The following is a 19504-nucleotide window of genomic DNA, read 5'->3' on the forward strand; positions in this document are numbered from 1 at the left end:
ATACGATATTAAATAAAATTATATTTAGGTAAAATCGGGGCTCTGATTTTTTTTGCCATTGGCATACATTAACAATATATATATATGAGACTAACCCCCCTTTATGACGGTAAAAAAAAAGAATTTAAAATTAAATATCTTGATAGATAGCGTCTATATTGCTATACTAAGAATGCTGTGTTTATTAAGGAGCGTGAATTAAATGAGCAATCAAACAGAAATTATAAATATAAGAAACATTGCAATTATTGCCCATGTAGACCACGGTAAAACTACCCTGGTTGACTGTATGCTGAGACAAAGCGGAATATTCAGGGATAATGAGGTTATCACCGAGAGGGTAATGGACTCCAATGACCTAGAAAGAGAACGCGGTATAACAATTTTGGCCAAAAATACAGCGGTTGTATTTAATGAAATCAAAATAAACATTGTTGATACACCTGGCCATGCTGATTTTGGAGGAGAGGTTGAGCGCGCACTCAGCATGGTTGACGGCGTCCTGCTGTTGGTAGACGCCTTTGAAGGCCCCATGCCGCAGACAAAATTTGTTTTACGCAAAGCCCTGGAAGCCGGTCTTAAACCTGTAGTCGTTGTTAATAAAGCAGACAGGCCTGATGCAAGGCCTGATGAAGTTGTTGATGAGGTTTTTGAACTTTTCTTGGAACTTAGTGCTACTGAAGAACAACTTGATTTTCCCGTTATTTATACCTCTGCACGAGAAGGCTGGGCCAAAAAAGAACTTGAAGATAACAGTATCAACATGAAACCACTGTTTGAAACTATTGTTTCCAGCGTAGATCCTCCTGCCTGTGACACCACAGGAACCTTTCAAATGCTGGTAGCAAACCTGGAATATGATAATTACCTTGGCAAATATGCTGTAGGAAGGATAAACCGTGGTACCGTTTCCCAATCAGATACAGTTACAGTAATCAGGCATGACAAAAGTCTGGCGAGAGGGAAAATTGCCCGTCTTTTTACGTATTCAGGCTTGAAAAAAACTGAGGTCAACACCGCAGCAGCAGGTGATATAATAGCAGTTGCCGGCCTCGAAGATGTCAATATAGGAGAAACGTTGGCAGATATTAACAATCCCCAGCAGCTGCCAGTACTCACTGTTGATGAACCTACCCTTTCCATGCATTTTATGGTCAATAACAGCCCTTTTGCCGGAACTGAAGGTGAATTTGTCACTTCCCGTAAATTAAGGGAACGGCTCTACCGGGAACTGGATTCCAATGTCAGCCTGCGGGTGGAAGATACTGACAGCGCCGATGCCCTGAAAGTTTCCGGGCGCGGGGAGCTTCATCTATCCATCCTGATTGAAAACATGAGACGTGAAGGCTACGAATTGCAGGTTTCCAAACCGGAGGTTATCTATAAAACCATAGATGGTACACTCATGGAGCCAATGGAGTACCTGGTGATAGATGTCCCTGAAGATGCCATAGGTACAGTTATTGAAAACCTGGGCAAGCGGAAGGGTGAAATGATTAATATGACACCAATAAACACTGGTGAGATTAGAATTGAGTTTAACATTCCAGCACGCGGGCTGATTGGGTTCCGCTCCGAATTCCTCACCGAAACCAGGGGCCGCGGTGTAATGAATCACAACTTTAACGGTTATGAACCATATAAGGGGGATATTAGAGCAAGATACAACGGGGCCTTGATAGCATGGGAAACCGGAGAATCATCTACCTATGGAATGATTCAGGTTGAAGACCGGGGAATACTTTTTATCAAGCCTGGAACAAAGGTATATGAAGGTATGATTGTTGGCATGAATAACCGGGACAAAGACCTTGAGATTAATGTCTGCAAGCGCAAACACCTCACCAACATGAGGGCCAGCGGTTCTGATGAGACAGTCAAGCTGAAAGAGCCCAGGCTGCTCTCCCTTGAAGAGTGTATTGAATTTATTAATGATGATGAATTGGTTGAAATAACCCCACTAAATGTGCGGATGAGAAAAAAGATCCTTAATAAGGAAGAACGGGCCAAGTACAATAAACAGTTAAGTGTAATGAAAGCACAGTAAAAGGAAGTGGCAGATATATTCCTCCACGACGACTACAACTCAGCTTGTTACCGGCTCCTGCAATAGCAGTCGCCGACAAGCTGACGTCAGACTCGTCGTTCCGGAACACCTCTGCCACTTCTTATTCATATTATAATATTTGCCCCATCACTGTTTTTACAGTGAGAATGTTCTACTCCCAGCTACCAATCAGGGTATGCGGTCTCAACCACCTCTTCGATTTCGTGTTTTTTACCCCTCATCATGAGGTTAGAAACCGCTTCTGCCGTGTTCCTGGCTTTATAGAGCACATTGTAGGCCTGTTCTGTTATCGGCATGGTTACTCCCATATTTTTGCCCAGCCGGTATGCCGCAGTTGTAGTCCTGTAACCTTCGACAACCATCCTCACTGTCTTTAAGGCTTCCTCAACCGTTTTGCCTTTTCCCACTTCTATCCCAAATCTCCTGTTTCGGCTATGCATACTGGTACAGGTAACAATAAGGTCACCCAACCCGGCCAGACCCGCAAAAGTAAGCGGATTAGCACCTAAAGCCACGCCAAGGCGGGATATTTCAGCCAGGCCCCTTGTCATCAGGGCCGCTTTTGTGTTATCTCCGAATCCCAGGCCATCTGAAATTCCAGTACATATAGCGATTACGTTCTTCAATGCCCCACCCATTTCTACTCCCACAATGTCAGGATTAGTATAAACCCTGAACCTCGGTGACATAAACAAGTCCTGGGCCCGTTCACAAATTTTTCTATCGGCACCCGCGACGGAAACAGTTGTGGGAATTTCCCGGCTTACCTCTTCGGCATGACTGGGACCTGACAGGGCTACATAATTTCTGTGGAAATCCTTATCCGACTCTTCATAAAACACCTCTGAAAGCCGTTTTAATGATGCCTCCTCAATCCCTTTAGCGGTATTTACTATCATTTCTTCCCCACTAAGAAATGGGAGAATATTTTGCACCACCTCACGAAATGCCTGTGACGGGACACTCATCACAATAACAGTAGCTTTTTTCAGTGCTTCTTCAACAGAATGACAAACGTAAACAGAATCCGGAATTATAACTCCCGGAAGATATGATTCGTTTGTCTTTTTATTGTTCATTTCCTCTACAACAGGCTTTTCCACCGACCACATTTTAACCTGCAAGTTTTTCCTTGCCAGCAGAACAGCCAAAGCCGTACCCCAGCTTCCAGCTCCGATGACCGTTATTCTTTCCATTTTTCCCTCCCATTAACGCCAGTAATTAGTATTACCTGTTTTTCAGGCTAATCTTGTTCTCGTTTCCATGAAGCAGCTTTATTATATTATTCTTGTGCCTCAGTATTAGAAAAACTGCGGCAATAAATCCAAACACCCTCATTGCAGCAGATTCGTCAAACAGAAACATGGACAGAGCCATGACCACACTGGCAGTTATTGAAGCCAGGGACACGTACCTGGTCAAAAACACTACAACAAGCCACGTAGCCAAAGCTGAAAAAGCAACTTCCGGAACAAGCGCCAGCAACACCCCAAAACCACAGGCTACCAGCTTGCCCCCCCGAAATCGAAGAAATACTGAAAAACTGTGTCCAATTAGCGCAGCCAAGCCACATAAAATACCGAAAACTTCTCCACCGATGTATAGTCCAAGCCATGCGGCAAAATAGCCTTTACTAATATCCCCGATCAAGACTACAGCCGCCGGCGGCCACCCCAGGGTTCGTAGAACATTGGTAAACCCAATATTACCGCTTCCGTGTTCAAGAATGTTAATGCCTTTCCAATACTTGCTTACCAGGTAGCCAAAAGGCACCGATCCTAGCAAGTACCCGACAATTATTGCCACATAACCGTTCATTGGCTCCCCTCCCCCGTTTATTAATCTTCCTTACGCTGGCGGACAACTATCCTGATGGGAGTCCCTTCAAACCCAAAACTGCTGCGCAGTTGATTTTCCAGATACCTCAGGTAAGAAAAGTGCATCAATTCGGTATCATTTACAAAAAGAATAAATGTAGGCGGTTTAACCGAAGCCTGGGTTCCGTACAGAATTTTCAACCTCTTCCCTTTATCTGAAGGAGGCGGGTTAAGTAAAACAGCTTCCTGGATCAATTCATTAAGATTGCTTGTTGAAATTCTCATAGCATGCTGTTCGGCAACATAGTCCACCAGCTCCAGAACTCTAGGCACCCGCTTCCTGGTAAGTGCAGATATAAAAACAACCGGGGCATACTGCATAAAACCCAGTTTTTCCCTAATGTCTTCAGTATATCTAAGGACTGTTTTATCATCCTTTTCCACCAAGTCCCATTTGTTGACAACGATTACTATAGCTCTTCCGGCTTCATGAGCATAACCCGCTATTTTCTTGTCCTGTTCAATCACACCGGTAACTGCATCAATGACCATCAATACTACATCAGATCTATCAACAGCCCTTAATGACCTAATCACACTGTATCGTTCCGTAGGTTCATTGATCTTGCCTTTTTTTCTCATTCCGGCAGTGTCAATCAGCAGATATTTTTTGTCACCCTGCTCAAAATATGTGTCAATAGCATCCCTGGTGGTCCCGGCAATATCACTGACAATTACCCGTTCAACTCCCAGGATTGAATTTACTATTGAAGATTTCCCCACATTCGGCCGACCGATGACCGCAATTTTCACGGTATCCTCATCAACATTGTCATCACCTGATGAATCCGGCAGAAGTTCAATTACCATGTCCAGCAGGTCCCCAATATTCTTGCCGTGAGCAGCCGAAACCATTACCGGTTCACCAAGACCCAGCTTATAAAAATCATAAACATCATAACCTGATGAAAAATCCTCAACCTTGTTGGAAATAAGAATGACGGGCTTCTTAGTTTTCCGGAGCACCAGGGCTACCTCTTCATCCACTGGTACCAGCCCTTCCCTGGCATCGACAACAAACAGAATTACATCAGCCTCATCTATTGCCAGTTTGGCCTGCAAATGTACTCCTTGTGAAATAGAGTCAGTCACATCTCGGAATTCAATACCTCCTGTATCCACAAGAGTAAATTCCCTGTTCAGCCATTCAGCATCCCGGTAAAGCCTGTCACGGGTAACCCCCGGTCTGTCTTCAACAATTGCCACCATGCCTCCTGAACTGGCTATTCTGTTAAACAGCGTGGATTTCCCCACATTGGGTCTGCCAACTATTGCTACAATAGGTTTTGCCACACCAGGACCTCCTCATTCAATAATTGCCCTAATCATTTGTCCTGCCCCTTGGTCTGTATCAATTATCTGAAGTTTAACCCCCAGCTCCTGTTCAAGTTCATCTGGTGTTTTTCCGTCAAGAAAAACCGGTTCATCCTTTTTGCAGGCAACAGAAGGTATGAGTACCAGGTCAAAACAGGTTCCCTCCCTCTTAAGGGCATCAATTATGTCCTGTCCTGTTAACAGCCCGGCTACGGTTACATCTGTGCCAAAAAAGCTATTAACTACACACACGTTCTTTACATACAGGTTCCTGACCTGATTAAGTTTGTCGACAATGGGTTGAAGCACATAGTCTCCAGATACCCCGGTAACTATCGCAATACTCTTATTTTGTGCCAGTTCTGCCGGAAGTAACCGCTGGCACTCAGCAAAACTGTCATAAAACAGCCTTACCAAACCAACACCGTTTTCTATTTGAGGAAAATCACGATAATACTCAGCCTGCGGAAATTCCTGTTCTGCCAAAACAAAAAATTCATCTGCCGCATAAACAAGCGGATCGCCATATCTGGCCAAAAATTCCTCCCTAAATCTGTACAAATGTCCGTTCAGGGTTTCCGCCTCTTTGCGGGTAAACTTCCTCAGCCCAGGCAAACCCTCGCGATACCTGGTTAGGCCCACAGGAACGATGGCCACTGAAATAACGCCTGGATACAATGAAGCCAAGTCGCCAATTGTCCTGTCAAGTTCAGTGCCATCATTAACAGCGGGACAGAGAACAACTTGGGTATGTATTTCAATTCCAGCATCCGCCAGAGCCGACATCTGCTGCATTATCTTACCGGCATGGGAACTGCCCAGCATTTTTTGTCTTAACTCAGGATTTGTAGTATGTACCGATATATAAAGAGGGCTCAGTCTCAGGCTGATGATTCGCTCCATATCTTTATCTGTAAGGTTGGTCAGAGTAATGAAATTCCCATGCAGAAATGACAGCCTATAGTCGTCATCTTTGACATAAAGGGTCCCTCTCATGCCTGGAGGCATTTGGTCAACAAAACAAAATACACATTTATTGGCACAGTTCCTAATTCCATCGAAAGTATCCCGGTCAAATCCAATTCCCAAGTCCTCATCATAATCCTTTTCTATTTCACAAGACCATACTTCACCGTCTTTTTTTTCTATTTCAATTTGAATAAACTCATCAGCACATAGGAACCTGTAATCAATCAGGTCCTTTGGCAGGATACCGTTTACTGCGAGAATACGGTCACCCTGTTCAATTCCCAGTTCATCAGCAATACTGCCTGCCATAACCCCATCCACGACCAGTTTTTGATTGCCCACTCTATTTCATCCCCAAGTCTTGTTGTTTTCTCCAATAATTATGCTCCAAGTTTACCGCTAAGTCAAGAAAAAGCGCTAAATGCGCTTTTTTTACTCATGCTTGCCTAATCATGTTTTTTTCCAAAAATCCTGCCAGCCGTATGGTTTCTCTTCTAGCTCCAAGATAAAAAAAGGCTTTTGCTAAAGCTCGGAGATGCAGTTTTTTTATTCTTAGCCCCCAAACAGTCCACCTGCTGGTATACAAAGAAACATCAATAACCTGCCATTCCGCAGTGTTAGTGTTATCGTTGAACAGTTTTATCATTTCACCTGCTGCCTTTTTTAATAAACTGCCAAAAGATAATGCCCCAATAGTATAAACCTCAGTCCCGACATCATTTGTCCCGGCAAAAAACGGCCTTCCGGTATCCCTGAAATCTGTTTCATCAAAGCCCGGGAGGCTGAAAATATCTTTATTATTTATTTTGCTTCCGGTCAACTTCCCCAAATATAAAAATGCAGCAATTACTGAAGTATGGTGCCCTGACCGGCAAATAAAAAAAACCTTCATTTCTCCTCCCCTTACTTTACTTGTATCAATTCCCGTTTATTTCTTGAGGCCTTGCAAACTTTGATGCGGTTAACCATACTCACAATTTTCCAGTAAGAAAATTTGACACCTGCAGTAACTACCGGTCTTCCTATTGCTTTAAGGCCAAGTCTTCGGGAAGTAAAGCCTCCCACCATCATCTTCCAATTAACATATGGCATAACATTAACCACAAGGAGCTGATCAGGACTAAAACCATAGACCCCTGCCAACCCAATCGCCATATTTTCAAAGACCGTGGCAGCGCTTCTCCGTCCGATTACATATATATCATTACCAAACTCATCATTCCCCATAAACTGCAGTCTGCCGTGGTCACGGGTTATCGGCCTGTCAAAATAAGGTATTGCTTTTATCTCCTCATTCCCTGGAATGCGGTCTGTGGGCAGCCATCCCAAGTGAATAGCCGCAGCGGTTACCGAAGAATGAGCCCCACCGTAACAATGATATATAATTTTCATTTTTGGCCTCCCTGAAAATTAGTTAATGTCTGACAATTATATAAGCACCATTACCTATATCATGGACCATTCCCTTAAGAACCTTGGCCAGAGTTGTAGCTATATTAGACTGTTGTTCCTCATTTTCAGCAAAAAATATGGGGACATCTCCCCCCACTACATCCTTATTTAAAGTTACCACTGCCATAAGTTGTTCGTCTCTCATAGATCTCCCCTTAATCTGCGGCAATTCTACCGGCTTTTGTTTTTAACGGTGCTCTCCTTGCGCTCTCCAGAACCGGAACCCGTTCAACCACAGCTATCAAGCTTTCTATATCTTTTTCAGCAGGAACACAAAAAAGAGCAATAGCTCCGGTATCTATATTTTTTCTAACCATTGGCGTAAATTCAGGTGTATCGACATCTTTTTTGGTCCCCAATATTGTTGTGGCTACATGGGCTATTGCCTGCCGCTGCCCCATATTGTGGAGGGTTGCCCTGGCATTATCATCATAAGGGTGGATAACTACACCAAGGCCGTCAGTTAATATCTTTTCCCTCATCCCCGGCAAGCCGATATTCATAATGTCAATCTCATCGACCAGAAGAAGTGCTCCTTTAAAATTGAGTTTTCCTGCCTTAACCCTGGCAATGTTTCCAATAACCTTACCACGCATCATTATACCTGATAATAATATGCAAACAATTCCAACAAATATTGATAACAGGGGCCGGCCGGTAATATAATTGGCTGAGCTTGTTACAAGTGCAGTCAGTATAACAAGATAATTTCTTGCTTCAAATACCCTGGCTATTCCTTCGATATAATCTTGTCCTCTTGGTACAAGTTCTGCTGCTTCTAGTGCTGCCAGGCTTTCGCGTTCCATGTTCCGCACTTCCCGGAACTGCTGGCCCGCCAAAGCCAGAAACGTAACTGCGGCAAATTGTTTTTCTGCAATTGCTGGTAGAGCTACCGACCCCAAAGCTGCTGCAATAAAACCAAGTGATAAATGAGTTACATAGCCATGTGGGTAACCCGGATACTGGCGATAATCAGACCTAAGCATATATATTCTGGCAAAGGTTCCAATGAGTACCCCCAAACCAATAGTAATGCCATATTCATTCATCCGGATTACTCCTATGCATCATAACTTACTCATCCTCATCTTTTATATTTTCATCAACATCCCCGGTTTGTTTTTTCAATCCAAAGTAGTTAGCAAATTCAGTCTTTTTTAATTCACCCAGCTTGCTTTTGACGCCCTTGATGCTTCCGGTGCTGATAAAGAGGAATATTGCTCCTCCTGCTAGTAATGTTCCCACCAGCCAGGCCAGAGTTGACCATGCACTGCCCGACTGTCCGGAAGTTGTGCCTTTAGCTGCTGTAAGATTAAGCAAATCAGGTAATGCATCGGCAAAAATGGCTGCACCATCCTCAGCGTTCCCCCGTATGTTGGTATAAGTACCAACTTCAAGCAATATTGCTCTTGGACCAAGGTCTTGGTTATAGTTACCCTTTCCAATGAAAATGCCTTTAATAAGTCCTGGCTTGTTTTTGTCCATATATGCCTTAATATCTTTGGCAAACTGCAGGTTAGTTGCCATCTTCGGGTTTTGCCTGCCAACAACTAGGCGGACTTTAGTTATATCTTCACCCTCAATAGTTTCTGAATAAAATCCGGGGTCTGGAACCCCATCCCTGTGAATGTCCAGCAGTGCAACGGGATTGTGTTTCAGAAGCCTGACAGCAGTCTTTCTGGATCTGTGATAAGCATTTGCGTCATGTGGTTCATGTGGCGTCTTATCATCAGCAACCGTTATCCCTTTAGCCTGTAATTTTTCTGCCAGACTGCTGCCAACTTTCAGTATCCCTCCATTAGCCGGCTGGCTTTCTGTTCCATCAGTAGGTACATAGGATTCATCACTGTGAGTATGATAAATAGCTATCTGTGCTTGACCTCCGCTGCTATTAACAGTACTGCTAACCATACTGCTACCCCCCGCAGCGGGAACTGTATCCCATTCGTCTTTCCAGACTATTCCGGAAGCGACCCCGGTCTTTTTGGCAAAGGCCTTATCGCCCCTGACCTTAGTTATTTCATACTGTTCATTATTTTCATTAATAAATTCATCCCCAACATATACCACCCTTCCGGTCATGTCGAGCAGCTTTCCGCTTTTTTCATCAACCACGGTTATATACTCTCCAACCTCAAGTTCCTGTTCAAAACCGCCTGAAACAAACCTATCCAAAAATGGTACCGATACCTGTTCAACTGTAGGAATTAATCCTGTTAGAGGCACCAACATTAATCCGATTCCTGTTAACATTACTATTATGCCAAATATTAACTGTAATCTTCTATTCATTAGACTCATCCACCTTTGGCTTCTTTAGATACGAATCCTCTTTTTCCGATTTATTTTTAAAGCCCATTGTACTGGCATATTCAGTATTTTCCAAATTGCTCAAGAGATTGGGGTCCCGACCGCGGCTAGCCGGTCCGCCCTGAAGCCTTTCCCTGGATTCTCCGATAATCTCTGCCAGCAGTACGGCAATAATTCCTGCCAAGACGATGGAGTCAAAAGCTCCTGCCCCTCCGATAAGTATTCTTCCAGGAGTACCTGTGGCCAACAAATAAATCCAATTAAATATGTCAAGAAGGAGTACCCCCAGTGTGGCTGCAATAAATGCAGATCTCCGGGAACGTCCTGCGATATATGCCACCAGGCCTCCTATAATCGGATACATCCATATAGGATCCAATATGTCAAAAGCTCCTCCTCCAGGCCCACCCTGCATTAGGACAGACCCGATATAATAGATGACAACTCCGGTGATCCCGGTAGCAATCAAAGTCCGCAGCCACTCCTTTTTGGACCCTGCTTTTGTCAATACATATATTGCCAGTCCAATTGGGATAAGGCCACCACCTACATTAACAGATGCATCCACTCTGCCAAATGCTATGGGAATATCTATAAAACTTCCCACAATCATGGCAGCCAGAATCACCAGAGCAGTTTTGTCAGATATTCTTAAACGGTCCAGAATCCTGTGTGCAAGGCCAAAATAGATTAGTACAGAAACGATAATCAAAGCAATTATTCCTAAAGGGAAACCTGTCATATCAACTCTCCTTTCAGCACTCTTTTTCTAAAGGAATGCATAATTTAGATTTCCCTTCTCACTTAAATTTATACACTTTTAACCATTACAAGTAATCTTTTGCCGAAAGAAAAATATATTCATTATGTGGGAAGTTGCCAAAGGCAATCTATTAAACGAGGAGTTGTGCTAATGCCGTTATTCATCAGGGACACCTGGAAAGTTGCCGCAACCTTCATAGGCACAATAGTGGGAGCCGGTTTTGCATCAGGACAGGAAATCCTGAAGTTTTTTGCTCATTTTGGGCCAACAGGAATTATCGGTATTTTACTAAGCTGTTCCATCTTCTGTGCCGGGGGAACACTGATTATGGTCCTTGGCCATAAACTAAAAGCCTGCTCATTCGGTGAAATAGTAACATATGTCTGTGGCCGCAAACTTGGTCGTGTGGTTGATCTTGTTCTGGGAGTTTTCCTTTTCGGCAGCCTCAGTGTAATGCTGGCAGGTTCTGCAGCAGTGCTTTGCCAGCAATGGGGATTGCCATATTGGCTGGGAACACTGCTCACTCTGTTGATCTCAATGGCTACCGTACTCTCTGGAATCCGGGGAGTTATAAATACCAATTCAGTAGTTGTTCCTTTAATGATTACTATATGCCTGACTGCCATTGTTCCGGCCATATCAGGCACCAGGATTTCGGCTATCAGTTCGAATTTCCATCCGGTTTCCGGAGAACCTTCCGGTATGTGGTTTATCTCCGCCCTTCTCTATGCTTCATATAATCTTACCTTGGGTTCATCTGTTCTAGCCCCATTGGGAAATAAAATAAAAGACCGCCGTTCCCTTATTTACGGCGGTGTCTTTGGAGGACTTGGATTGGGTGGCTTAGCCATGCTGATTAACCTTGCAATACTCAGTCACTATCCCGATTCAGCCGGTTACGAAATTCCCAGCCTTTTTGTAGCCGGGTCAATGACCGTATTTGCCCAAGTTATCTTTTCGTTTGTCCTTTGGGCTGAAATTTTCACAACTATAATAGGCACAATCTATGGCCTTGCAGCAAGAATTACATCTAACAGCAAGTTTAGTTACATAAAAATTACTATTGTTCTCCTAACAGGATCACTGGTCATGAGCCAGTTTGGATTTTCCGAACTGGTAGGAGTACTATATCCATTGTTTGGTTATGTTTCACTCGTCTTCTTAGTTTGCCTTTTTTCCGCACCAATTCTTAAGAAATGATTTCCTTCACTGCAGGATTGGTGCTGTTAACAAAGAACTCATTTAGCTTAATAATTAACCCTTCGGGTATTTGCACCGTATAGGTATTAATTTGATTATTTTTAAACTGTTCCTTAATACTATTAAGTTTATTCTTTATTTCTAAAGAAACAGCTTGGCTCAACACAAAATCCACACTGCCTTCCTTGATGCCATAAGCCATTTTACCGTTTAAAACACTGTTTTCTAATATTCCGGCTAATGCGGTATAAACAGCATTTTCAGGTTTTTGAACAACTGCGCCGAATACATTCCACGGCATTTTTTCCATCAACTGCCGGTCATTGGTAAGAGCAATTTTCTTTTTTTCCGCAGCAGCCCCTGCCAAACCTGCCCCAAAGTTACCGGCCGGCGTAAAAACAACATCAATTCCCGCATCAAACAATTTTTGTCCCAATTCTTTACCCTGTTGCGGATCAATAAAAGCTTGTTTAGTCATTCCTGTAAATACTGAAATAACCTTTACCTGCTTTCCTTCCGCCAAATTAATGAAATGAACACCCCGGGCAAAGGCTTTTTCCTGACTGGTGCCAGTCATTTCCCCGCCAACAAATCCAACAAAATTAGTTTTAGTTAATAATGCCGCAGCAGCGCCAGCCAGAAAAAGGCCTTCGTTATCATCAATTTTCATGCTTAAAACATTTGGCTGGTCCACTTCGCCCTGTACAACGGCAAAGGCTGTATCCGGGTATTGAGGCGCTGCCAGGTCAAGGTCATTCTCAAACTCCTGACCAACTGCAATGATAATGTCATAGCCATTTTCAGCCAAATAACTTATTGTTTCAGCATTGTTTACCAGATCCCCCGGCGACATTGTCTTATATTCAAGGCTTTGTTCAACGGCTAATTCTTTTACCCCTGCATCCACTGCAGCGTTTATCCCACCTGTATTCTCCCCGGACCCTAAAACAACCCCAATTTTAGTCGGTTCAAGAGAACCATACTGTTTATATTCCTCATCTTTTGAGGGGTTCTCCCCGGAACAGCCGCCGATAACAAAGATTACTGCCAACAGCAAACCGAATATTCCCACTCGTTTCAGCGCCATTTTTCTCCCTCCTGCTATGGCTCATCCCCAAATGTTCTATGAAACTGTTCCATTGTCATCAATATAGCCCGCGGCTTACTTCCTTCATATTTGCCGACAATACCGCGTTCTTCCATCATATCTATAAGCCTGGCAGCCCGTGCATACCCAATCCGCAATCGTCTCTGTAACATTGAAATAGATGCCTGACTACTCTCTATTAATATCTTGACCGCATCCTTAAACAACTCATCAACTTCAGTGTTATCTACGTTGTTATGAGAACTGTCCTGGATAACCCCTTCTACAAATTGCGGAACTCCCTGCTGTTTAAGGTATGAAACAAGAGCTTCCACTTCCTTATCAGACATAAAAGCTCCTTGAACCCTAATAGGTTTGATAGCCCCGACAGGAAAGAACAGCATATCACCTTTACCCAGCAGCTTTTCGGCACCAGCCATATCGAGAATAGTCCTTGAATCGGTCTGTGATGACACGGCAAATGCAATGCGTGAAGGAATATTTGCCTTAATGAGCCCTGTAATTACATCAACAGATGGTCTCTGGGTCGCTACTACCAGATGCATCCCTGCAGCCCTGGCCATTTGGGCCAAACGACAGATAGCGTCCTCCACGTCAACAGGTGCTACCATCATCAGGTCAGCCAACTCATCAATAACTATCATGATAAAGGGCATAAATCCCGATTCATATTCAGCATTCCCTGCCTTCACAGCCTGATTAAACCTATATATATCTTTTACTCCGGACCTGGAAAACAGTTCATACCTCTTTTCCATTTCCCTGACAGCCCACCTTAATGATACAGCAGCCTTCTTGGCATCGGTAACCACAGGTGCAATCAAGTGGGGAATTCCGTTATATGTTGTCAGTTCAACCATTTTGGGGTCAATCATCAAGAGTTTGACCTCATCAGGCCTGGCCCTGAAAAGAATGCTTGCTATTAAGGTATTCATACATACACTCTTACCTGACCCGGTCGCCCCGGCGATAAGGAGGTGAGGCATCTGGGCCAGGTCGGCAAGAATCGTTGTCCCTGCAATATCCTTGCCAAGGACAAAAGCAAGCTTCGAAGATGCCTTTGCAAACTCCTCCGACTCCAAAAGCTCATACATGGTTACCATCGAAATCTCTTTATTGGGAACCTCTATCCCAACCGCTGCTTTCCCGGGTATAGGTGCTTCAATACGCACTCCTGATGCAGCCAACCCCAATGATATATCATCTGCGAGGTTTACAATCCGGCTCACTTTTACACCAGGTGCAGGCTGAATCTCATACCTGGTTATAGCCGGTCCCCGGGACACTTGAGTTACCTTAGCCTTAACTCCAAAACTTTCAAGAGTATCTTCCAATATCCTAACATTATCAGTAATATCTTTATTCATCCTGGAACTTTTGGTTTTAATATTTTTTGCAAACAGCGCCAATGGTGGAAGACTGAAATTCGAAACGGAACTTGCTGATAACTGGAGGCTATCTGTCTTATTTATTTTTGCTTTCCTTGCTTCAAGATTGATTACTTCAGCGCGCACCCTGTTTTCTTCATTGGAAATAACCTTTTCTATCGGTTCCGGATATATGTTAATCTTGGGAAAATCATCTTCACCCTTTTCTGTGATATCGTCATTCTTCTCTTGCTCCTTCCCAAAGCTGAAAATGCTGCTGTCAAACAATGCCCGGCGTTTCTCAGGCACTATCTCGGGCATGATCTCAGGGATAGTATCATCATCATCTTCATCAACTTCGGTAAATATAAAATTCGAGACTATTTCCTTGATGTGGTTCCAGATCATTACAACCTGTCTGCTAATGAATTTTGTAATGGTAAGGAAGGATACATTAGCAATCAGCATCACGGTAATAACCGCAATAGCAGCAAGAATTATATATGTTCCTATTTCCCCAAAAGCTGAAAGGAACAAGGCAGCCAAAACTCCACCGATTATTCCGCCACCCTTGCCTTCAAGTCCGTACTTAGGCATGTCCTTTTGGGGAATGTCCAACTGCAGGTGAATAAATACTAAAATCAAGGCAAACAGAGCAATCCCACCTGTCATTTCCCTGCCAAACCTTGCCTTTTTCCGCTCCAGCATCATTTTGATACCCAGGAAGGCAACTATAAGCGGGAATACATATTTACCTTCCCCGGCAATCACATTAATGACCTTAACAACAAAGCCTCCAATTATACCGGTGGAATTTGTAAATAGGCTAACAAAGGAAAGGACTGCAAATGCAAGGCAGCCGATACCTATAATTTCATACTTGAGTTCATTTTTCTGCCGTTCCGGGGCCTTTGCCATGCAAACTTTCACCTCAACAATATTAAATTCTACATTCTCAAATCAATTCCTTTGTATCGAATAAGAAAACCCCATTCCTATTACAAATCTACAGCTTTCCAGTCAATTGAAGTGCTATTACCACGAGACTAAGCCCCCACACATAATAAGCGAACCACCTCATGCTTCCTTGCTGCAAAATCCTAATCATAAATTTGATAGCCCAGTAACCGGAAAGAGCTGCAATTAAAGGACCGATAAGGAATGGCAGTCCCATTCCGTCCGGAAGTCCCTGGAGGTCCTTAAGATCCAAAATAGTAGCTCCTGCTATTGCAGGAATAGAAACCAGGAAAGAAAATCGAGCCGCAGTTTCCCTGTTGATTCCCCTAAACAAAGAACCGGCTATGGTTAACCCCGAACGGGAAATTGCCGGCAAAATTGCAATTCCCTGCATAATGCCAACAACCACTGCATCAAAATACGTGATATTATCCAATTGTTTGCCGCGCTCAACTGCCCTGTCGGCAAACCATATAATAAAACCGGTAATAATGAATTCAATACCCAGGGTACTTCCGGATATAAAAAGTTTTTCAAAAAAATCTTTAAATGCCAGCCCCATAATTCCGGTTGGAATTGTCGCCAATATAAGGAGCAATGTCAACCTCTGGAAGGGTCGTCTGATTATTGATATAATATCATTGCGGAATACACATATGACCGCTGCCAAGGTGCCCAGGTGCAAAAGAACATCAAATGTCAGAATCGCTTCTTCAAGCCCCAGCAGCCTCTGAAACAGAACAAGGTGTCCTGAACTGCTTATGGGAAGAAACTCCGTCAAGCCCTGAATTATTCCAAGAATTATAGACTCTAAAATACTCATGTGATACTCCTTAAAAAGTATTTTCAAACTCGTTTATTATATCATAAACCGGGTTTAAAAAAAACAATGCTGCCCATTTTTTCTGGACAGCATTGAGCCTTATAAAAACTTAATTATCCGTAAACTGCGGCACAAACCTAATCTCAGTACCCGGCTGAAATTCGTTTTTCAGATAATCCATAGGATTAGTGCTTATCAGCCGAACAATCCTGCACTTATCAACATCATACTGTTCAACCTGCAGTTTAACCCCCTGGAATTCCATCTCCTGATGTTTCGACCCGACCCTGTCAATCCCTTCAAGAACCAATTCTATCGGCATAGGAGTGTACAATACTGTCATTGTACCAGTCCCCCTAAGTTCCTTGCTTCTTCGATCAACTGATTAAGCTTTTGTACAGCATGGGAAATGCCTCCAACTTCATCTATCAGACCGGCTTCTACAGCATCCTTGCCAATTAGCACTGTTCCAACATCGCGGGCCAGGTCGCCTGTCCTGAACATCAGTTCCCTAACTTTTTCATCTGTAGCTTTGGAATGTCCGGTAATAAAATTTACTACCCTGTCCTGCATTTTATCCAGATACTCATATGTCTGAGGTACACCTATTACAAGTCCGGTAAGCCTAATCGGATGTATTGTCATACTAGCGGTTTCAGCAATAAAAGAATAATTGGTGGAAACAGCTATAGGAACCCCAATACTGTGCCCGCCACCTAATACCAGGGATACAGTAGGTTTGGACATCCCAGTTATCATTTCCGCAATTGCCAGTCCCGCCTCGACATCCCCGCCAACGGTGTTTAAGACAATTAAGCTCCCCTCAATTTCAGGATTTTCTTCTAAGGCTACCAATTGAGGGATAATATGTTCGTACTTGGTAGTTTTATTCTGCGGCGGCAGGACCATATGACCTTCTATCTGGCCAACAATAGACATGCAGTGAATATTGCTTCTTGTCTGCGGCACGCTCATCTGACCCAGCTCTTTAATGGTATCAATGGGTTCCGTTTTTTTGTTGGCTGCCTGTTTTGTTTTCTTAACCCGTTGAGGTTCAGCCTGCGGATCGCCTTCCGGGAATGGATGCATACCTGGCTCATCTTCATTTCCCGGGGTTCTGCCAGGCCCGGGGACCAGAGGCAGCTCAGGATCAAAATAATTTGGATCATTCGGATTCTGGTTGTTTAAAAAAGGAACCCAGTAATATTCAGACATATAATCACGCTCCTGATATTATTTCAACCTTAGTATGCAACAACTATAAGAAAATTACTCGGTGAAATGTCACAGGTCTAAATCCTAACCGACAAATCTTCATTTCATCTACAATTTTTAAATTTATACTTATAATAAAAAACATGTCATAAACTTACTTAAACTCAAAACGCAAAAAAGCCGCATCAACTGCGGCTTTCAGCATTTATGAATTTCAACTCAAACTCACTTGTTTTAAACTTCCATGATGATTGGTAATATCATTGGTCTTCTTCTGGTTTTCTCATATAGATATTTACTTGTGGCATCCCTTATATTAGCTTTAATTGAAGCCCATTCAGTAATACCCTTTTCCTCACATTTTTCAAGAGCCTGCTTTACTCTTTCCTTAGCATCTTCAATCAGTTGCTCTGATTCACGCACATAGACAAATCCCCTGGACACAATGTCCGGACCGGCAACCACATTCCCGCTCTCCTTTTCAATGGTAACAACAACTATTAAAATACCGTCCTGGGAAAGCTGTTTGCGGTCACGAAGGACTATATTACCCACATCACCGACCCCCAGGCCGTCAACCAGTACTCTTCCGGCTGTTACCCTGCCGTTCATCCGTGCGGAATTTTTCTTGAATTCGAGAACATGTCCATTTTCAGCCACAAAAACATTGCTGCGCGGTATCCCTATCTCAACGGCTAGATTTGCATGCCTGATGAGATGCCTGTATTCCCCGTGAACCGGCACAAAAAACTTAGGTTTAACTAGATTCAGCATCATCTTAAGTTCTTCCTGACTGGGATGGCCTGACACATGAATTCCGGAAATAGATTCATAAATTACGTCTGCTCCCTGCTTAAAAAGGTGGTCTATGGTTCTGGCTACCAGTTTTTCATTTCCCGGAATAGGTGAAGCAGAAATAATAACAGTATCTCCTGGGATGATTTCTACTTGCCGGTGATCACTCATTGCCATTCTCGTTAAAGCCGACATTGGTTCACCCTGGCTCCCGGTAGTTAATATCGTTACTTTGTTTGCCGGTAAACGCTTAATCTCGTCCAATTCAACAAAAAGGTCTTTAGGGAAATTCAGGTAACCCAACTCTGATGCAATTGTAACAACATTTACCATACTGCGGCCTGCAATAGCCACTTTTCGGTCATACTTAAACGCTGTGGCAATAGCCTGCTGCAGCCGGTGAACATTCGAAGCAAAAGAGGCTATAATTATTCTTCCCTGAGCCGCTCTAAAGGTCTCGTCAAAAGTATTGCCAACTATTTTCTCAGACTTAGTATGTCCCGGCCGCTCAACATTGGTACTGTCTGATAACAGTACAAGGACACCCTGGTGTCCCAGTTCAGCAAACTTCTGATAATCTGTTATCTGCCCATCCACCGGTGTCTGGTCAAACTTAAAGTCACCGGTGTGAAGAACTGTGCCTATTGGGGTATGTATAGCAATCGACACTGAATCCGGGATGCTGTGACTGACCCTGATAAATTCAACTTTGAATGGGCCAATCTCAACAACATCACAGGGTTTCACGGTATTTAGTGATACTCCCCCGGTAACATTGTTTTCTTTAAGCTTTCCCTGTAACAGACCAAGAGTAAGTTTAGTTCCGTACACGGGTACGTTTATGCTTCGAAGCACATAAGGTAGCGCGCCGATATGGTCTTCGTGACCATGGGTCAGTACAATCCCCCTCACAATATCCTTATTTTCCAAAAGATATGTAATATCAGGGATCACGATATCAATTCCCAGCATCTCTTCTTCGGGAAACATTAAACCTGAGTCAACAACCAAAATATTTTCTCCGTACTTCACAACCATCATGTTTTTTCCGATTTCCCCCATACCTCCGAGGGGGATTAACGATACTTTCGAATCTCTTGCCATTCCTACACCTCCTGAAAACAAAAAAACTAGCTAAAACTGGTTGCAGATTAATAATTGAGAAAACCAGGAGAAGCAGGAGAAAAATATTGGTTTTATCCGCCCGACCTTCAAGTTTATAAAAAAATAGCCGCCCATAAACACCTGAAAACATTATACTTTATTTGCTTTTAATACACAAGAGT

Annotated in this window: 18 protein-coding genes; 2 read left to right on the top strand and 16 right to left on the bottom strand. The window is 43.3% G+C overall.

What is annotated here, in order from left to right:
- The first annotated feature begins 202 nt into the window (after window positions 1–202).
- Window positions 203–2047 (top strand): translational GTPase TypA, encoded by a 1845-nt coding sequence (typA, locus tag ABFY19_RS08060; RefSeq protein WP_418790140.1) that lies wholly within the window; start codon window positions 203–205, stop codon window positions 2045–2047.
- Window positions 2048–2229: 182 nt separating this feature from the next.
- Here the strand turns inward: typA and ABFY19_RS08065 are convergent, their stop codons facing one another.
- The 10 genes from ABFY19_RS08065 to ABFY19_RS08110 all read right to left on the bottom strand — a co-directional run bounded on the left by ABFY19_RS08065 (window position 2230) and on the right by ABFY19_RS08110 (window position 10732).
- Window positions 2230–3264 (bottom strand): NAD(P)H-dependent glycerol-3-phosphate dehydrogenase, encoded by a 1035-nt coding sequence (locus ABFY19_RS08065; RefSeq protein ID WP_418790141.1) that lies wholly within the window; start codon window positions 3262–3264, stop codon window positions 2230–2232.
- A 31-nt stretch (window positions 3265–3295) separates the two neighbouring features.
- Entirely contained in the window at window positions 3296–3886 is a 591-nt protein-coding gene (plsY, locus tag ABFY19_RS08070; protein WP_418790142.1) for a glycerol-3-phosphate 1-O-acyltransferase PlsY, read from the bottom strand.
- Window positions 3887–3906: 20 nt separating this feature from the next.
- Window positions 3907–5238, bottom strand: a complete 1332-nt coding sequence (gene der / locus ABFY19_RS08075) for a ribosome biogenesis GTPase Der (RefSeq protein ID WP_418790143.1) — start codon at window positions 5236–5238, stop codon at window positions 3907–3909.
- Between the two features lie 12 nt (window positions 5239–5250).
- Window positions 5251–6570: a DUF512 domain-containing protein gene (locus ABFY19_RS08080; protein ID WP_418790144.1), complete on the bottom strand. Its 1320-nt coding sequence runs from the start codon at window positions 6568–6570 to the stop codon at window positions 5251–5253.
- 94 nt (window positions 6571–6664) lie between these two features.
- A complete protein-coding gene (locus ABFY19_RS08085; RefSeq protein ID WP_418790145.1) occupies window positions 6665–7120 on the bottom strand; it encodes a DUF3189 family protein in 456 nt (151 codons plus the stop codon).
- Window positions 7121–7131: 11 nt separating this feature from the next.
- Entirely contained in the window at window positions 7132–7620 is a 489-nt protein-coding gene (locus ABFY19_RS08090; RefSeq protein ID WP_418790146.1) for a DUF3189 family protein, read from the bottom strand.
- Window positions 7621–7642: 22 nt separating this feature from the next.
- Entirely contained in the window at window positions 7643–7825 is a 183-nt protein-coding gene (locus ABFY19_RS08095) for a capping complex subunit for YIEGIA (RefSeq protein WP_418790147.1), read from the bottom strand.
- Between the two features lie 10 nt (window positions 7826–7835).
- A complete protein-coding gene (locus ABFY19_RS08100) occupies window positions 7836–8729 on the bottom strand; it encodes a YIEGIA family protein (protein ID WP_418790148.1) in 894 nt (297 codons plus the stop codon).
- A gap of 25 nt (window positions 8730–8754) precedes the next feature.
- Window positions 8755–9972 (bottom strand): stage II sporulation protein P, encoded by a 1218-nt coding sequence (gene spoIIP / locus ABFY19_RS08105; protein WP_418790149.1) that lies wholly within the window; start codon window positions 9970–9972, stop codon window positions 8755–8757.
- Complete coding sequence (locus tag ABFY19_RS08110) at window positions 9965–10732, bottom strand: DUF1614 domain-containing protein (protein WP_418790151.1); 768 nt, start codon at window positions 10730–10732, stop codon at window positions 9965–9967. Before ABFY19_RS08110 ends, spoIIP begins: the two co-directional genes overlap by 8 nt.
- Before the next feature lie 171 nt (window positions 10733–10903).
- On the opposite strand from ABFY19_RS08110, the gene ABFY19_RS08115 reads away from it, so the two are divergent.
- The gene (locus ABFY19_RS08115) at window positions 10904–11953 is read left to right on the top strand and encodes a hypothetical protein (RefSeq protein WP_418790152.1); all 1050 of its coding nucleotides are present in this window, start codon (window positions 10904–10906) and stop codon (window positions 11951–11953) included.
- On the opposite strand, the gene ABFY19_RS08120 is transcribed toward ABFY19_RS08115, so the two are convergent.
- From ABFY19_RS08120 to ABFY19_RS08145, 6 genes are all read right to left on the bottom strand, one after another.
- A complete protein-coding gene (locus ABFY19_RS08120) occupies window positions 11943–13040 on the bottom strand; it encodes a BMP family lipoprotein (protein WP_418790153.1) in 1098 nt (365 codons plus the stop codon). The genes ABFY19_RS08115 and ABFY19_RS08120 overlap by 11 nt on opposite strands.
- A 14-nt stretch (window positions 13041–13054) precedes the next feature.
- Entirely contained in the window at window positions 13055–15346 is a 2292-nt protein-coding gene (locus ABFY19_RS08125) for a DNA translocase FtsK 4TM domain-containing protein (RefSeq protein WP_418790154.1), read from the bottom strand.
- An 88-nt stretch (window positions 15347–15434) separates the two neighbouring features.
- Window positions 15435–16208 carry an undecaprenyl-diphosphate phosphatase gene (locus tag ABFY19_RS08130; protein WP_418790156.1) on the bottom strand — a complete coding sequence of 258 codons (774 nt, stop codon included), beginning with the start codon at window positions 16206–16208 and terminating at the stop codon, window positions 15435–15437.
- A gap of 109 nt (window positions 16209–16317) precedes the next feature.
- Entirely contained in the window at window positions 16318–16551 is a 234-nt protein-coding gene (locus tag ABFY19_RS08135; protein WP_418790158.1) for a YlzJ-like family protein, read from the bottom strand.
- On the bottom strand, window positions 16548–17423 hold the full coding sequence (locus ABFY19_RS08140) for a ClpP family protease (protein ID WP_418790159.1): 876 nt from the start codon (window positions 17421–17423) through the stop codon (window positions 16548–16550). The genes ABFY19_RS08135 and ABFY19_RS08140 overlap by 4 nt, the downstream gene beginning before the upstream one ends.
- Before the next feature lie 234 nt (window positions 17424–17657).
- Complete coding sequence (locus tag ABFY19_RS08145) at window positions 17658–19322, bottom strand: ribonuclease J (RefSeq protein ID WP_418790160.1); 1665 nt, start codon at window positions 19320–19322, stop codon at window positions 17658–17660.
- Window positions 19323–19504 lie beyond the last annotated feature (182 nt).

This window comes from Phosphitispora sp. TUW77 (genome assembly GCF_048453025.1).
Lineage (GTDB): Bacteria > Bacillota > Thermincolia > Thermincolales > UBA2595 > Phosphitispora.

Excerpts from the sequence above, each read along its gene's own strand:
- ABFY19_RS08095 (WP_418790147.1), bottom strand. The coding sequence starts at position 7,825 with ATGAGAGACGAACAACTTATGGCAGTGGTAACTTTAAATAAGGATGTA.
- ABFY19_RS08110 (WP_418790151.1), bottom strand. The coding sequence starts at position 10,732 with ATGACAGGTTTCCCTTTAGGAATAATTGCTTTGATTATCGTTTCTGTA.
- ABFY19_RS08115 (WP_418790152.1), top strand. The coding sequence starts at position 10,904 with ATGCCGTTATTCATCAGGGACACCTGGAAAGTTGCCGCAACCTTCATA.
- ABFY19_RS08145 (WP_418790160.1), bottom strand. The coding sequence starts at position 19,322 with ATGGCAAGAGATTCGAAAGTATCGTTAATCCCCCTCGGAGGTATGGGG.
- ABFY19_RS08120 (WP_418790153.1), bottom strand. The coding sequence starts at position 13,040 with ATGGCGCTGAAACGAGTGGGAATATTCGGTTTGCTGTTGGCAGTAATC.
- ABFY19_RS08140 (WP_418790159.1), bottom strand. The coding sequence starts at position 17,423 with ATGTCTGAATATTACTGGGTTCCTTTTTTAAACAACCAGAATCCGAAT.
- ABFY19_RS08135 (WP_418790158.1), bottom strand. The coding sequence starts at position 16,551 with ATGACAGTATTGTACACTCCTATGCCGATAGAATTGGTTCTTGAAGGG.
- typA (WP_418790140.1), top strand. The coding sequence starts at position 203 with ATGAGCAATCAAACAGAAATTATAAATATAAGAAACATTGCAATTATT.
- ABFY19_RS08100 (WP_418790148.1), bottom strand. The coding sequence starts at position 8,729 with ATGAATGAATATGGCATTACTATTGGTTTGGGGGTACTCATTGGAACC.
- ABFY19_RS08130 (WP_418790156.1), bottom strand. The coding sequence starts at position 16,208 with ATGAGTATTTTAGAGTCTATAATTCTTGGAATAATTCAGGGCTTGACG.
- ABFY19_RS08125 (WP_418790154.1), bottom strand. The coding sequence starts at position 15,346 with ATGGCAAAGGCCCCGGAACGGCAGAAAAATGAACTCAAGTATGAAATT.
- plsY (WP_418790142.1), bottom strand. The coding sequence starts at position 3,886 with ATGAACGGTTATGTGGCAATAATTGTCGGGTACTTGCTAGGATCGGTG.
- ABFY19_RS08090 (WP_418790146.1), bottom strand. The coding sequence starts at position 7,620 with ATGAAAATTATATATCATTGTTACGGTGGGGCTCATTCTTCGGTAACC.
- ABFY19_RS08085 (WP_418790145.1), bottom strand. The coding sequence starts at position 7,120 with ATGAAGGTTTTTTTTATTTGCCGGTCAGGGCACCATACTTCAGTAATT.
- spoIIP (WP_418790149.1), bottom strand. The coding sequence starts at position 9,972 with ATGAATAGAAGATTACAGTTAATATTTGGCATAATAGTAATGTTAACA.
- ABFY19_RS08065 (WP_418790141.1), bottom strand. The coding sequence starts at position 3,264 with ATGGAAAGAATAACGGTCATCGGAGCTGGAAGCTGGGGTACGGCTTTG.